Here is a 14,739-nt window from a genome sequence, read left to right as displayed (position 1 = left end):
GGTACGATCCCCTTCCAACGCCCCGACCGCGAGGTTGGTTCCGGGTGGCCCGGGGCGACGCCAGACTGCCCGCTGGCCACGGCAGCGTCAGTCTTCCGTCTCTGCCATGGGGACAAAGGCGTCGTCGGCAAGGTCGAGTTGACTGTCGAGCCATGCCCGCGCCGCCGGCGTCTGTCCGGCCAGTTCATTCTCGATCGCCAGTGTCTCGCGGTATTGGCTGGCTGCGGCCGCGAGGGTCCAGGTCGTCTGAAGGCCACGTTCCTCGACGACACCGCGCAGGCTTTCCAGCGAAATTTTGAAGAATTCCTTGCGCGGGTTCACCTTGTTGACCTGGTCAGCGACGAAGCGCTTGTGGAGGACGTTCTCCAGCGCCGGTGCATCCTCCGCCCAGGTCATGGCATGGATGTCGAATGGAAAGGGAACGCTCGCGTCTCCCAACTCCCGGACCCGGTCCAACGGGTCGAGCCGGCGTGTCATGCCCACCTTGAAAACGTGCTCGCCGAACGAGCCCACATTCGAGATGACATAGACATGGCCGGCCTTCGTCTGCTGCGCCATTGAAAGCGCGCGCTGGTTCTTGACCTCGGCCTCCGCCAGCCGGCGTTCCAGTTCCGCGACCTGCATCTCAAAGGCGGTCCGTTGCTCGTCATTTGCCCGCGCGGCCTGAGCCAGAGCCTTGGTCATGGCCTTTCGCAAGCCGTCCTCTTCCTTCGCGGCATCGCGCAGCGCCCGCTCGATCTCGCGACGCGCCCGCTCTTCTTCCCGGATCTGTTCACGGATGCGCCGCTGCTCTTCGCGATCCCGATCCTTGAGCGCGATCGCAGATGCCGCCCACTTCAACTCCTCCAGACGGCTTGCAAGTTATTCCGGCGTGATCCGGGCATCCCTGAATGCGCTGCCACTATGGTTCACCAGAGAATACGCATCCTGGATCTGCTGCTCCAGAGTACCGACGTTGTCGGATTTCACACGCGCCAGGACAGTGTCGACTTTGCCGTTGAAAGCATCGAGCACAAAACGGATTGCCGTTTCACGTCGGCGCGGCTCTACGTAGTCGCACGTCGCCGCCCGGTCGGAATTGACCATGCTCTGACTGTTGGTCCGCGCCCGCTTCAATGCCCGACCAGCCTCGTCAAAGCTGTAGTCATCGGCCAACTGATCCAACAGGCCATAGGTCGGTTTTAGATATCGATCACCATATCCTTGTATGACATTGCGCATCGCCGTCACGGTCTCTTCGAGGTGTTCGGCACGCGTGAGGGCGCGATAGGCATCACCGGCGATCTCCTGTGCTCGCGCCTCGGCATCGCTCACCAGCTTGGCCGCGCGTAGATTTGCATCGGCAATCACGGCAGCCGCCTGTTCATCGGCTTTCCGCTTCGTCTCGACACTGCCCGTCCGGGCATCCCGACGCCAAATATCGGCATCGGCCCGAGCCTGCCTGACGACATCCGATGCTTCGGCGGCCGCCGCGGCCAGAATCGATCGCGACTCGTTCAAAGCCGCATCCAGGGCCGCCTGTGCGGCTGTCCTGATGGTCTGCGCTTCAGATTGCGGCCGCGACATCGCCCACAGCGCCAGCCCTCAGTCGAGCGGCCTCAGCCGCAGCATCCTGCACATCCCGGAAGGGGACGAGGCTCTCATTCTCAGCTGTCAGTTCGTGGTTGCGCACGCGCAATGCGTCCAGATCACGGCTCAGATCTGCGATCACGTGGCCCAGTGCTTCTTTCGCGCGCCGTGCCCTCGAAAGGTTGATGAGATATAGAACGACCAACAGACCGATTACGAAAAATAGGGCGTACAGCTCCACTCTGTCCTCGTTCTGCTCTCAGGATGTAGGATACGGGGCGCACTGGGCCCAATCTCCGACAGGTAGATCAAGATCCCAATCAAAAGCGTGTCAGTTACTGCAAAATGCACTGTGTTTTTCGTCTGAACGCGGCGACAGATCACCTCACGGCAATGTCATATCCCCCGGTCCGATCGGGCGCTGCATCAGCACCGAGTCGACCCAGCCGCCGAATTTGAAGCCGATCGAGCGGAAGGTGCCGATCATCTCGAAGCCCAGCGCCGCATGCAGGCCGATCGAGCCGGCATTGCCGCTGTCGCCGATCACCGCGATCATCTGGCGCCAGGGGCCGGCGGCGCAGTGGTCGATCAGGGCGGCCAGAAGCGCGCGGCCGATGCCCTGCCCCTCCAGCCCGGGGGCGATATAGACCGAATCCTCGACCACATAGCGATAGGCCGGACGGGCGCGGTAGAGGCTGGCATAGGCATAGCCGGCGACGGCGCCGTCGATGGTGCAGACCAGATAAGGATAGCCGGCGCCCGTGATCGCCGCATGGCGGGCGCGCATCTCGCCCGCCGTTGGCGGCTGCTCTTCGAACGAGGCGCGGCCGGTCAGCACGTGATGGCCGTAAATCGTGGCGATCGCGGCGAGATCACCAGTCTCCGCCGGGCGGATCGCCCGCACCGCCAGTTGACGCGCCATTTCCATCGTCATGATCCGCCTCGTCCGCGCCTGAATGCCACCTGACGGACAGCATCATTCGGCAGCCCGCCTGTCGCAAGACGGATGATTGCGGCGGTGTCGTCCATTCCCCCCCGACCGGATCTGCACTACCATCACCGCCACCCCCGGCCACACGCTTCCGTATCGAGGGCTGTACAGGCCATGCATGTCTATATCGACGCCGAGCGGCGGCCGCTCGACAGCGGGTTCGACGATTTCCTGAACCCGGCGCGCACGGCGGTCATCTCCATCGACCTGCACCGCGGCCATCTGGAAGACAGCCCCGACTGCCCCTGCCCCGCGCCGCGGGCGCGGGCGATCGTCGATGGTGTCGACCGCTTCCACGCCGCCGCCCGCCGGCTGGGCGTGCCGGTCATCCATGTCCGCAGCACCCTGCGGCGTAGCGGCATCGACGACATCCACGGCATCAGCTCGGCCTGGCGGCGGGTGTTTCCGCTGCATGTGGGGCCGATCCCGAATGCCGACGCCCATGCCATCGAGGGCTCGCACTGGACCGAATTCGTGACCGATGTCGACGACCGCGACCTGATCGTGTCGTCGAAGAAGCGGCTGTCGGCCTTCTATCCCACCGATCTGGATTTCCTGCTGCGCAATATGGGCGTGCAATCGGTGGTGCTGAACGGCTGTCTGGCCGATTGCTGCGTGCTGAACACCGCTTTCGACGCCTCCAATCTGGGCTATCGGGTGACGGTGCTGAACGATCTGATCGCCGGCACCAATGCCGATCTTGAGGCATCGAGCCGGCGGATCATCGCCATGCATCTGGGGCTGGTCGCCGACGCCGCCGATCTGATCGAGACCTGGGAAAGACGGCGTGCGGCCTGAGCCATCGACAGCGTGGGCCGTGAACAGCCTGGGCCGTTGTCAGGCCGGCACAACCGGCGCCGGCTTCTTCAGCACCCGCAGCATCAGCGCCGTGACCACGGTGCCAGCGATCAGCGCCACCAGATAGCCGCCAAGCGACACCACGGCATTCGGGATGGGCAGCACGAACACGCCGCCATGGGGCACCTTCAACTGTGCCCCCACCGCCATGGAAATCGCGCCGGCGAGTGCCGATCCGATCATCAGCGACGGGATCACCCGCAGCGGGTCGCGGGCGGCGAAGGGAATGGCGCCTTCACTGATGAAGGCCAGCCCCAGCACGGCGGCGGCATTGCCGGCCTCGCGCTCGTCGCGGGTGAACCGGCCGGGAAACAGCTTGGTGGCGAGCGCGATGCCCAGCGGCGGGGTCATGCCGGCGGCCATCGCCGCCGCCATCGGCCCATAGATTTCCGATGCGATCAGACCGGTGGAGAAGGCATAGGCGGCCTTGTTGACCGGCCCGCCCATATCGAAGGCCATCATCAGCCCCAGGATCAGGCCGAGCGCGATTGCGCTGCCACCCTGCATGCCCTTCAGCCAGGCGCTGAGCACCGCCAGCAACTGCGCCACCGGTTCGCCCACCACATAGATCATCAGCAGACCGGTGAGCAGCGAGCCCAGGATCGGCAGGATCAGAACCGGCTTCAGGCCTTCCAGATTCTTGTGCAGCCGGATGTTGCGGTTCAGCCAGGCCGTGCCATAGCCGGCGATGAAGCCGGCGACGATGCCACCCAGAAACCCCGCGCCCAGTTCCGCCGCCAGCATGCCGCCGATCATGCCCGGCGCGATGCCCGGCCGGTCGGCGATCGAATAGGCGATATAGCCGGCCAGCGCCGGCACCATCAGCGCGAAGGCGCCCTTGGCGCCGATCTGGAACAGGGCATAGGCCAGCGTGCCCTGATTGGCATCCTCATAGGCATAGATGCCGCCCAGCGCGAAGGCGATCGCGATCAGCAGGCCGCCGGTGGTGACGAAGGGCAGCATGAACGACACGCCGGTCATCAGATGCCGGTAGGGCCCGGTGCGGCCGCTGCCGCCGCCCGTCCTGGTATCGGCGGCGACAGCGGCGGCCGGCTCCGTGCCACCGCCCTGCATGGTCGCTTCGGCGAAGGCGCGCCCGATCAACGCGCGGCCGTCATTGATCGCAGGCTTGGTGCCCGACAGATAGACCCGCTTGCCCGCGAAACGCGACAGATCGACCTGGGTGTCGGCGGCAATGATCACGATATCGGCGGCGCGGATCTCGTCGGCGGTCAGCGCATCCCGGGCACCGACCGAGCCTTGCGTCTCCACCCGCGCCTCATGGCCCAGCGCCTTTGCCGACTGAAGAATGCCTTCCGCCGCCATGAAGGTATGGGCAATGCCGGTCGGGCATGAGGTGATGGCCACGATCCGTTTCGGTGCGTCGGAAGCCGGTGCATCGGAAGCCGGTGCGGCGGGTGCGGCGGCGGGCGCCGTGGCCCGCGCCAGCACGGCCGCCGGATCGCGCAGCACGTCGTCGATGGTGGCGGTCACCTGATGGCGGCCGGCGAAGCGCGTGGCATCACCCGCGCCGCCGATCAGCAGCACCGCATCGGCGCCGGCGATCGCCTCAGGCGCGATCGGATCGCGGACATCATCGCCGTGGCGCAGTTCGATCGACAGGTGATGGCCCTGCTCAGCCGCCCGCTTGCGCAACGCCTCGGCGGCCAGCACCCCGCGGGTGCTGCGGTCATCGGCCGTGATCACGGCCAGCAGTATCAACATGGGGTTCCTCCGTCACGGCATCTCTGGGCGCCGTATCATGTGCGGGAGCGGAAGCAGCGGGGCCGCCGGATGGCGATGGTCGGCGCTCAGGCCCGCAGGCCTGCGGGGGAAAGCGGATGATCCAGCATCACCTGCGCCGCCAGGGCCGCGACGCGGGGCGCCGGCGGCAGATGCGGCCCCACCAGCGCCAGCTTGGCCGTGGCGAAGGCAACCCCGCGCCGGGCCAGATCCTCGATCGCCACCCCCTCGGCCATCGCCGCCACGATGCCGGCAACCATGGCGTCGCCCGCGCCCACCGTGCTCAACACCCGCTCCGGCGGCAGGGCGGCATGGATGACATCATCGACGGTGACGAACAGCGCGCCATCGGCGCCCAGCGACACCACCACCAGCCCGATGCCGCGCCGGACCAGGGCGCGGGCGGCCTCCACCACCGCCGCGCCATCATCCAGTGGCCGGCCGGCCCAGTCGGCGAGTTCCGCGCGATTGGGCTTCACGCAATCGGGCATGGCCTCCGGGGGGGCATCGAGTGCCGCCGCAAGCGGCGGGCCGCTGGTATCCAGCACCACCCGCACCCCGCGGCCGCGCAGATAACCGGTCAGCACCCGGTAGAGGTCGGTATCGACCCCGGCCGGCAGGCTGCCGGCCAGCACCACGATCGCCCCGGCCCCGGCCACGTCGTCCAGCACCGCCATCAATCGGCCGATGGCGGCGGTGTCGACATCCAGTCCCGGCAGATTGATGTCGGTGGTGTCGGCGCTGTCCAGATCGGCGAGCTTGATATTGACCCGGGTCGCACCCGGCACCCGGATGAAGCGGTCGGCGATGCCGCCGGCCGCGAACAGGGCATCGAAGCTGGCGGTATTGTCCTGCCCCAGCACACCGGTGACGGTGGCGGCGAGGCCCCAATCGGCCAGACAGCTTGCGACATTCACACCCTTGCCGCCGGCATTGCGCTCCACCCGCCGGGCGCGGTGCACGGCACCGGGGGTCAGGCGGTCGATGATCACGGTCTGGTCGATCGCCGGGTTCAGGGTCACGGTCACGACCGGTGCGGGTGCCTGTTCAGATGCCCGCCTCTGCATGCCGGCCGTCATGACAGCCGCCCTTCCAGCGCGCGGACATCCGCCGCGGTGCCGGCAGCCAATGCCTCGGCGGCCAGGCGTTGCAAGGCCACGTGATCCAGTTGGCGCAGCCGCGCCTTCACCGCCGGAATGTCGCGCGGGGTCATCGACAATTCCTCGACCCCCAGCCCGACCAGCAGGGCGGCGCCGAACGGATCGCCGGCGATGCCGCCACAGACGCCCACCCAGCGGCCGGATTTGCGTGCACCGTCCACCGTCATCGCGATCAGCCGCAGCACCGCCGGATGCAGGCTGTCGGCCTCGGCCGCAAGGTCGGGGTGCTGGCGGTCGATCGCCAGCCCGTATTGGGTGAGATCATTGGTGCCGATCGAGAAGAAATCGACATGAGGCGCGAAGATATCGGCCTGGATCGCGGTGGACGGCACCTCGACCATGATCCCCAGCGGCACCTCCGGGGCACCCAGTTCTGTGCGAATCCCCTCGGCGATCCGGCGCAGCTCCAGCACCTCGCCCAGCGAGGTGATCATCGGAAACATGATCGACAGCCGCGCACCATCGGCCGCGGCCCGGTACAAGGCGCGCAATTGCGGCTCCAGCAGATCGGGCCGGCGCAGCAGCAGCCGGGCGCCACGCACGCCCAGGAACGGATTGTCCTCATGCGGCAGGCCCAGATGCGCCACCTGTTTGTCGCCGCCGATATCCAGCGCCCGCACGATCAGCGGCCGGCCGTCCAGCGCCGCCGCCATATCACGGTAATAGGCGTATTGCTCGTCCTCGTCCGGGGTGCGGCTGCGTTCCAGGAACAGGAATTCGGTGCGCATCAGCCCCACCGCCTCGGCGCCCTGGTCCAGCGCCATCGCCACCTGATCGGGGCGGTTCACATTGGCGCCGATTTCCACCGTATGGCCATCGCGGGTGCGGGCCGGCAGGCCGCGTTGCTCGGCATCGCGCAAGCGCTGCGCCTGCTGTTCGGCGGCCCAGGCCGTGGCCGAGGCGATCGCCGCATCCGACGGGTCGGGGTAGAGCCGGCCGGCCTGACCATCCAGGATCACCCGGGTGCCCGGCTCAAGATCCAGCAGGCTGCCGCCACCCGCGACCATGGCCGGCAGCCCCAGCGTGCGGGCCAGGATGGCGGTATGCGATGTCGGGCCGCCCTGGGCGGTCGCCAGCCCGATCACCCGGCCGGTATCCAGCCCGGCGGTATCCGAGGGCGACAGATCGGGCGCGATCAGGATGCATGGTTCATCCGGCAGGTCGTCGGCCCCGCCGGCCTTCAGCGATGGATCGATCCGCAGCAGCACCCGCCGGCCGACATCGCGCAGATCGGCCGCACGCGCCGCCAGCACCGGATTGTCGAGGCGGGCCAGCGCCGATGCCTGACGCTCCACCGCCTCGTGCCACGACCAGGCGACGCCATGGCCTTCAACCATCAACTGGCAGGTCAGGGTGACCAGATCGGCATCATCCAGCAGACCGGCCTGGGCCTGGAAAATACCGGCCTCGGCGGCACCCAGCCGGCGGGCGGTATCGTCGGCCAGCACCTTCAACTGTTCACGGGTCAGTTGCAGCGCATCATGCAGAATATCGCCGCCCTCGATCAGCGGCACCGGCCGGTCGGGCACCGTCAGCGGCCCGGTGGCCAGAAGATGCACCCGGCCGATCGCCAGACCGGGGCTGGCGGCAAGGCCCGCGACCACCGGCGAGCGGTCGTCCGCCGGTGGTGTCCAGCCGGTGGTGGGGGCGGCGGCGCGTTCGGCCGCACGCCGGGCCGCCGTCTGTTCCTCGGCACTGATCCGGGTCATCACCGCGCGCATCCGCTCCAGCGCCCGGTCGGCATCGGCACCATCGGCCGAAACCGTGATCTCGTCACCGGCGCGCAGGCCCAGTTGCAGCAATGGGATCATGTTCTTGGCGTCGGCGGTCTCGGTGCCGTGGCGCACGCGGATCGGCCCGGCGAACCGCCTTGCGGTATCGGCCCAGCTTGCCGCCGGCCGGGCATGCAGGCCGGTCGGATAGTCGACGGTCCAGGTGAAGCTGCGCGGAAGATCGCCGGCGGGCATCCCGGACCCGCCGGCGGTATCGGCGTCATCGGTCAGCGCACGCAGAATATCGCCGGGCTGGTCGGTCACCATCAGCCGCGCCAGCCGGTCTTCATCCTGCAACAGCCGGGTCAACCGGCGCAGGATGCCGATATGGGCATCGGATGTGGCGGCGATCGCCACCACAAGTCGCGCGGTCTGACCGTCATTCCAGGTCACGCCGTCGCGGATCTGCAGGATGGCGACGCCGTTGCCGCGCACCATGCCCCGATCCTCGACCATGCCGTGGGGAATGGCGACACCGGCGCCCAGGAAGGTATTCGCCACCGCCTCGCGCCGTTCCATGCTGCCGGCATAGGCGGGCGCGATCAACCCCGCCGCCACCAGCATCTGCGCCGCTTCGCGGATCGCCGCCGCCTTGTCGGCCGGGCTGGCGTTCAGCCGGATCAGATCCCGGCGGACGATTGCCGGCGGTGCTATGGGGGAAGGCGATACGGGGGGAGGCGATACGGGGGGCGGGGCGGCAGGGGTCATCGGCGCGGGTATCCTCCGGGCGCCGGGCTTCTTGGGTGGCCCGCGGCGCACAAGCAATAGCATGACTGAAGGTCCGGATCTGCGGCGGCACTGTCGGGCACGGCACCGCATCTCCGGCGCGCATTCCCTGCGATTACAGCCACTCGGGCCCCAGAGGGAACCCCATGGCGAGCCGCCGGGAAACGCGTCGGTTGGGGAATTGAAATCGATTACAGTTTTGATGTCAAGGCAGCACCGGTTCGCACATATGCTGCAGTGCAGCATATGCTTGCATTCAGCCATCCGATCAGCGAAAATGATCTTCACTGCACTGAAAACGATTTCAGATCCACGATCAGAACCAGGGTCATGACCAGAATCAAGGATGTTGCCCGCGAAGCCGGCGTATCGGTCGCCACCGTGTCCCGCGTGCTGACCGGCGGCCCGGTCAGCACGGGCCTGCGCGCCAAGGTGGAGACCGCGATCCGTGCCACCGGCTATCGTCCCAACCTCTCGGCCCGACGGCTGCGGTCGCAGCACAGCCGCACCATCGGGCTGATCGTGTCGGACATCCGCAACCCGTTCTTCACCGCCGTCAGCCGTGCGGTGGAGGATGCGGCCTATGACGCCGGCATGCGCGTCATCCTGTGCAACACCGACGAGAATCCGGAAAAGGAAGCCCTGTATCTGCGGCTGATGCAGGAGGAACGGGTCACCGGCCTGATCTTCGCGCCCACCCGGAAATCAGCCGAAGCGCTGTCGCAATCGCCGCTGGATTTTCCCACCGTGCTGATCGACCGCGCCGGCCCGCCGGGCCTGCATGACGCGGTCGTGCTCGACAACGCCGCCGCGGCCGGCACCCTGGTCTCGCACCTTCTGGAACAGGGTTATCGGCGGATCGGTGGTCTGTTCGGCAACACCAGCACCACCGGTGTCGAACGCCATGCCGGTTTCGCGGCCATACTCAGCGCCCGCGGCCTCGCCGCACCGGCACAGTTCGTGGCGCCCACCGCCGATGCCGGCGAGGCCGAGTTGCTGCGCTGGCTGGCGGCACCCGACCGGCCGGATGCGGTGATCGCCAGCAATGGCCAGTTGCTGCTGGGTGCCGCCCGTGCGGTGCGCCGCCTGGGGCTCAGCATGCCCCACGATCTGGCCGTGGCCGGGTTCGACAACGAAACCTGGACCGGTCTGGTCGGCCCCGGCCTGACGGTGATCGAACAGCCGGTGCATGAAATCGGCACCACCGCCATGCAATTGCTGTTCGACCGCCTGTCGCGCCCCGGCGGCCCCGCCCGCAAGATGGTGCTGTCGGGCCGGCCGATCCTGCGCGGATCAACCGGTCCCCGCCTGCGGGCCGTCGCGAACTGATCTGAACGGGCCGCAAGCCTCTGCCCGCGCCCCGCACACCGCCCGCAGGTCATCCGCTGTTGCGCAGGCCGGCCGAGATACCGTTGATCGTCAGGTGGATGCCCGACAGATGCCGCTCGCTGCCGGCTTCCGATCGGTGCTGGCGCAGCATCTCGACCTGAACATGGTTCAGCGGGTCCAGATAGGGGAAGCGGTCGCGGATCGAGCGGGCCAGCACCGGGTTGTGGTCCAGCAGCGCCGTCTGGCCGGTGATCGCCAGCAGAGCATCGGTCGAGGCCTGCCATTCCGCCCGGATGCGGCCGAAGATCTGCTGACGCAGGGCCACATCCGGCACCAGTTCGGCATAGCGCGACGCAATCGCCATGCTGGTCTTGGCCAGGACCATTTCCATGTTCGACACCAGGGTGGTGAAGAACGGCCAGTCGCGATACATCGCGGTCAGCCGGGCCATTCCGTCATCGGGATGCGCCGCACACCAGGCATTGACCGCCGCGCCGAAGCCATACCAGCCAGGCAGCATCGCCCGGCACTGCGCCCAACTGAACACCCAGGGGATGGCGCGCAGATCCTCGATCCGCCGCGTGCGGCTACGCGATGCCGGACGGCTGCCGATGTTCAGCGACGCGATTTCAGTAATCACGGTCGCGGCCCAGAAATAATCCTCGAAGCCCGGCGTCTCATAGACCAGCCCGCGATAGGCGGCGAAGGCCGCATCCGACAGCGCCTCCATCGCCGCCATATCGGCCTCGATATCGGCCGGCGCCGATACCGGCAGCAGGCTCGCCTCCAGCGTCGCCGCGACCAGGGTTTCCAGATTGCGCCGCCCCAGCCCCGGATTGGCGTATTTGCTGGAGATGATCTCGCCCTGTTCGGTCACCCGGATGCGGCCGCCCACGGCGCCGGCCGGCTGCGCCAGAATTGCGTCATAGGCCGATCCGCCACCCCGGCCGACCGATCCGCCCCGGCCGTGGAACAGGCGCAGCGCGATGCCCGCAGCCTTGAAGGTCTCGACCAGTCGGGTTTCGGCCTTGTACAGCTCCCAGCGCGAGGTGACGAAGCCGCCATCCTTGTTGCTGTCGGAATAACCCAGCATCACCTCCTGCACATCGCCGCGGCTGGCGACCAGCCGGCGGTATTCCGGGCAGGCGAAGGCGCGCGCCATGATCTCAGCTCCGTTGCGCAGATCGTCGATGGTCTCGAACAGCGGCACGATATTGACCGCACTGATGCCGTCGGGCCGCACCAGCCCCACCTCTTTCAGCAGCAGGGCCAGTTCCAGCAGATCGGACGTGCCGTCGGTCTTCGAGATGATCACGTTCTCGATCGCGGCCGCGCCCAGCCGGGCGTGTATCGCCGCCGCATGGCGCAGGATATCGAGCTCGCTGGCCGTTTCAGCACCATAATCGGCGAAGGGCGAAACCAGCGGCCGGGCGGTGGCCAGTTCGCGCGCCAGCAGCGCCACCCGCGCCGCCTCGTCCAGCGCCGTGTAATCGGTGCCGGGCTCGGCCACCTCCAGCAATTCGGCGACGCTGCGTTCATGAACATCGGCATTCTGGCGCAGATCCAGCGCCGCCAGATGAAAGCCGAAGCAGTCGACCGCCCGCCGCAGCCGCCGCAGCCGCCCGCGCGCCAGCAGCCCCGATCCGTTGGCGACCAGGGATGCGTGGATGACGTCCAGATCCCGGCCCAGGCTTGCCGCATCGTCATAGCGTTCGGCCGCCACCGCCCGCCGGCCCACGGCATCGGCCACATCCAGCGCCACCGCCGTCGCCGCCAGCCGGGCATAGATGAAGCTGATCGCCCGGCGATAGGGCTCCAGCACCTGATGCTCGGCCCGTTCAGGCGAGGCATTGGCCAGGGCCAGCAGGGCATCCGACACCGGCACCAGCGACACGCTCAGCGACAGTTCCGCCCCCAGTTCGTGCAGTTCCGACAGATACCATCGCATCGCGTGGCGGGTGTGCATGCGCATGGTGGTGCGCAGCACCTCGGCGGTCACGAAGGGATTGCCGTCACGGTCGCCGCCGATCCAGCTCCCCATGCGCAGGAACGACGCCACCGGCAGCGTGCGCGTGGCGCCGCCACGGCCGCCGCCCTTGCCCTGCACGCGACGGCCGGCACCCCGCGCCAGCATGTCTTCCAGGTTGCCATACAGCGCCGGCAGTTCGGTCAGGAAGGTATAGTCGTAATAGGACAGACCGTTGACCACCTCGTCGATCACGGTCAGTTTTGTGCGCCGCAGCATCGCCGTCTGCCACAAGCCCAGCACCGCCCGCACGATCTGTTCCTCGATCGCGTCGGCCTCCTCGCCGGTTGAGCGTTCCCGATCGCGGCGGTCCAGCAGGCCCGCGATCTCCATCTCGCGGGTCAGCGTGCTTTTGCGCCGCACCTCGGTCGGATGGGCGGTCAGCACCGGGCTCACCCGCGCGCTGTCGAAGAACCGGGCCAGCGCCGCCCCATCGATGCCGGCGGTGCCGGCCCGCGCGAGCGCATAACCCAGCGTGCCCACCGCCGGGCCGTCGCCATCGGCCATGCCGGCGCGGTGCTGGCGCAGCCGGTCCTGGTCCTCGGCGATATTGGCCAGATGCGAGAAATAGCTGAAGGCACGAACGATCTTCAGCCCCTGGGCCGTGCCCATGCCGCCCAGCAGCGCATCCAGCTCGTCATGAGCGGCGCGATCCTCGTCGCGGTGGAAGCGGATCGAGGTCTGGCGGATCCGTTCCACCAGATCGAACACCGCCGCCCCTTCCTGATCGCGCACGATATCGCCCAGAATCCGGCCAAGGAATCGAATGTCGTCCTTGAGTGCCGCATCCGATGGCAGTTCCCCGCTTGCCCCGCTCCGTGTCGTGCCGATCCAGTCGTTCACGATGCCGCTCTCCCGCAGTGCACACCCAGCCCTCCCCGATCTTCACGGCTCCGGCGCCACTTGGCAAGGCGCTGGCCGCGCCTGGCAAGGCGCCGGCCTTGCCAGCGCGCGGCAGTTGCGGCACAGATGAAGCAGGCATCCGATGGCCATCCATTGCATTGCGGAGACACCCAAGCCTCATGGCCGGACATTCAGCGATCCTCCTCATCTGCCTTGGCAATATCTGTCGGTCGCCGCTGGCGGAAGCCGCACTCCGCGCCGAAGCCGCCCGTCAGGGGCTGGAGATCACGGTCGACAGCGCCGGCATCGGCGGCTGGCATGCCGGCGAGCCGCCCGACCGCCGCGCCCGCGCCGTTGCCCGCCGCCATGGCATCGACATCTCAGGCTATCGCGCGCGGCAGGTGACCCGGGCCGATTTCCGGCGCTTCACCCATCTGGTCGCGATGGATCACGACAATCTCGATGCTCTGGCAGCCCTCAGCCCGACCGATACCACAGCCCGGATCAGCCTGTTGCTCGATCATGTGCCCGGCCGTGCCGGTCAGGCGGTCGCCGACCCCTATTACGGTGCCGATGACGGCTTCGACGTCACCTGGCGCGACGTCACGGCCGGCGCCGAAGGGTTCGTCCGGCATCTCTTGGCGGGCGGCTGATGGCATGGTCGCCGGCCACAGCCCCGGTCCCGGCGATGACGGCCCATGCGGCCATGCTGCTTGGCACCGAGGTGGTCTCCGCCAGCCTCTGCCATGGCGGTGATCTGTCGCGGGTGATCTGGATCGGGCTGGCCTGCGGCGGCACCGTCATTGCCAAGACCGGCCCGGCGCCGCGCGTCGAGGCGGCGATGCTGCGCGCGATCGCGGCCGCTGGCGCGCCGGCCCCGGCGGTGCTGGCGGTAGACGACCAACTTCTGGTGCTGGAGTGCCTCGCCGATACCGGCCGGCCGGATGACGCCTGGGGCGCACTCGGCCGGGCGCTCGCCACCCTCCACGCCTGCCGGGGCGACGGTTATGGCTGGCCCGACGACTATGCCTTCGGCCCGCTTGCCATCGTCAACCAGATGTCGCGGGCCGGTCATCCGGCGTCCTCTGACCCGGACTGGCCCGGTTTCTGGGCCGCCTGCCGGCTGGCGGTGCATCTGCCGGCGCTCGACCCGCCACTTGCCCGGCGGATCGAGCGCCTGATCGCCAGCCTGCACGACCGCCTGCCGGCGCACCCGCCCGCCGCCCTGCTCCATGGCGATCTGTGGGGCGGCAACATCCTGGTGGCCAATGGTCGCATCACCGGCTTGATCGATCCGGCCTGCTATCACGGCGCGGCCGAGGTCGACATCGCCATGCTTGGGCTGTTCAATACCCCCACACCTGCCTTCTTCGAGGCCTATGGCCCGCCAGCACCCGGCCATGACCAGCGGCTCGCGATCTAACGGCTGTGGCCGGCCCTGGTCCATCTCAGGCTGTTCGGCGCCGGCTATCGGCCGATGGTCACCGGCCTGCTCGACCGGCTCGGCGTCTGACACACACCGCACCCCTTGGTTGAACGGCGCTCACCCTGCTTTTGAGAAAATTGCGGGGTGACCTGCGCCGCCGGCTCATGTCTGTTTGACTGTGATGTGACGGTATTTACCTGACAGTTGTCGCCACACCCGATCCCGGCATGCCGGGATCGGGTGTGGCCATGCCGCCCTCGGAAGTGGGTTAGGATGAAGTCGCCAAACTTTGTCCA

At 68.0% G+C, this 14,739-nt stretch carries 11 protein-coding genes and 1 pseudogene; 4 read left to right on the top strand and 8 right to left on the bottom strand.

The window, feature by feature from the left end; translation table 11 throughout:
* Nucleotides 1-87: 87 nt before the first annotated feature.
* The 4 genes from WG924_RS26510 to WG924_RS26495 all read right to left on the bottom strand — a co-directional run bounded on the left by WG924_RS26510 (nucleotide 88) and on the right by WG924_RS26495 (nucleotide 2,503).
* Complete coding sequence (locus tag WG924_RS26510; RefSeq protein ID WP_345936044.1) at nucleotides 88-840, bottom strand: GIY-YIG nuclease family protein; 753 nt, start codon at nucleotides 838-840, stop codon at nucleotides 88-90.
* 21 nt (nucleotides 841-861) lie between these two features.
* Nucleotides 862-1,566: an SNIPE associated domain-containing protein gene (locus tag WG924_RS26505; protein WP_345936043.1), complete on the bottom strand. Its 705-nt coding sequence runs from the start codon at nucleotides 1,564-1,566 to the stop codon at nucleotides 862-864.
* Nucleotides 1,547-1,810: a hypothetical protein gene (locus WG924_RS26500; RefSeq protein WP_345936042.1), complete on the bottom strand. Its 264-nt coding sequence runs from the start codon at nucleotides 1,808-1,810 to the stop codon at nucleotides 1,547-1,549. Before WG924_RS26500 ends, WG924_RS26505 begins: the two co-directional genes overlap by 20 nt.
* Nucleotides 1,811-1,954: 144 nt before the next feature.
* Nucleotides 1,955-2,503, bottom strand: a complete 549-nt coding sequence (locus WG924_RS26495; protein WP_345936041.1) for a GNAT family N-acetyltransferase — start codon at nucleotides 2,501-2,503, stop codon at nucleotides 1,955-1,957.
* Between the two features lie 171 nt (nucleotides 2,504-2,674).
* On the opposite strand from WG924_RS26495, the gene WG924_RS26490 reads away from it, so the two are divergent.
* A complete protein-coding gene (locus tag WG924_RS26490) occupies nucleotides 2,675-3,358 on the top strand; it encodes a cysteine hydrolase family protein (protein ID WP_188578590.1) in 684 nt (227 codons plus the stop codon).
* Nucleotides 3,359-3,397: 39 nt separating this feature from the next.
* Here the strand turns inward: WG924_RS26490 and WG924_RS26485 are convergent, their stop codons facing one another.
* The 3 genes from WG924_RS26485 to ptsP form a co-directional block, all read right to left on the bottom strand.
* On the bottom strand, nucleotides 3,398-5,143 hold the full coding sequence (locus tag WG924_RS26485; protein WP_345936040.1) for a fructose-specific PTS transporter subunit EIIC: 1,746 nt from the start codon (nucleotides 5,141-5,143) through the stop codon (nucleotides 3,398-3,400).
* An 86-nt stretch (nucleotides 5,144-5,229) separates the two neighbouring features.
* Complete coding sequence (gene pfkB / locus WG924_RS26480) at nucleotides 5,230-6,240, bottom strand: 1-phosphofructokinase (RefSeq protein WP_345936039.1); 1,011 nt, start codon at nucleotides 6,238-6,240, stop codon at nucleotides 5,230-5,232.
* Nucleotides 6,237-8,801, bottom strand: coding sequence for a phosphoenolpyruvate--protein phosphotransferase (gene ptsP, locus WG924_RS26475; protein WP_345936038.1), 2,565 nt, complete (start codon nucleotides 8,799-8,801; stop codon nucleotides 6,237-6,239). The genes pfkB and ptsP overlap by 4 nt, the downstream gene beginning before the upstream one ends.
* Nucleotides 8,802-9,149: 348 nt before the next feature.
* Here ptsP and WG924_RS26470 point away from each other — a divergent pair, with 348 nt between their 5' ends.
* Nucleotides 9,150-10,148: a LacI family DNA-binding transcriptional regulator gene (locus WG924_RS26470; RefSeq protein WP_345936037.1), complete on the top strand. Its 999-nt coding sequence runs from the start codon at nucleotides 9,150-9,152 to the stop codon at nucleotides 10,146-10,148.
* A gap of 49 nt (nucleotides 10,149-10,197) precedes the next feature.
* Here WG924_RS26470 and ppc read toward each other — a convergent pair whose 3' ends face one another.
* Complete coding sequence (gene ppc, locus WG924_RS26465) at nucleotides 10,198-13,017, bottom strand: phosphoenolpyruvate carboxylase (protein WP_372044898.1); 2,820 nt, start codon at nucleotides 13,015-13,017, stop codon at nucleotides 10,198-10,200.
* 179 nt (nucleotides 13,018-13,196) lie between these two features.
* Here ppc and WG924_RS26460 point away from each other — a divergent pair, with 179 nt between their 5' ends.
* Complete coding sequence (locus tag WG924_RS26460) at nucleotides 13,197-13,670, top strand: low molecular weight protein-tyrosine-phosphatase (RefSeq protein WP_345936036.1); 474 nt, start codon at nucleotides 13,197-13,199, stop codon at nucleotides 13,668-13,670.
* A 35-nt stretch (nucleotides 13,671-13,705) separates the two neighbouring features.
* Nucleotides 13,706-14,530, top strand: a pseudogene (locus tag WG924_RS26455) (fructosamine kinase family protein).
* Nucleotides 14,531-14,739: the final 209 nt, after the last annotated feature.

Origin of the sequence: Tistrella arctica, assembly GCF_039630945.1 — a bacterium.
GTDB lineage: Bacteria > Pseudomonadota > Alphaproteobacteria > Tistrellales > Tistrellaceae > Tistrella > Tistrella bauzanensis.
Note: the sequence above shows the minus strand (reverse complement) of the source record. Positions and strands in the feature narration are given on the sequence as shown.

Bases quoted from the DNA above. Each gene is read 5' to 3' on its own strand.
- WG924_RS26505 (WP_345936043.1), bottom strand. From the start codon at position 1,566: ATGTCGCGGCCGCAATCTGAAGCGCAGACCATCAGGACAGCCGCACAG.
- WG924_RS26495 (WP_345936041.1), bottom strand. From the start codon at position 2,503: ATGACGATGGAAATGGCGCGTCAACTGGCGGTGCGGGCGATCCGCCCG.
- WG924_RS26490 (WP_188578590.1), top strand. From the start codon at position 2,675: ATGCATGTCTATATCGACGCCGAGCGGCGGCCGCTCGACAGCGGGTTC.
- WG924_RS26485 (WP_345936040.1), bottom strand. From the start codon at position 5,143: ATGTTGATACTGCTGGCCGTGATCACGGCCGATGACCGCAGCACCCGC.
- pfkB (WP_345936039.1), bottom strand. From the start codon at position 6,240: ATGACGGCCGGCATGCAGAGGCGGGCATCTGAACAGGCACCCGCACCG.
- ptsP (WP_345936038.1), bottom strand. From the start codon at position 8,801: ATGACCCCTGCCGCCCCGCCCCCCGTATCGCCTCCCCCCGTATCGCCT.
- WG924_RS26470 (WP_345936037.1), top strand. From the start codon at position 9,150: ATGACCAGAATCAAGGATGTTGCCCGCGAAGCCGGCGTATCGGTCGCC.
- WG924_RS26460 (WP_345936036.1), top strand. From the start codon at position 13,197: ATGGCCGGACATTCAGCGATCCTCCTCATCTGCCTTGGCAATATCTGT.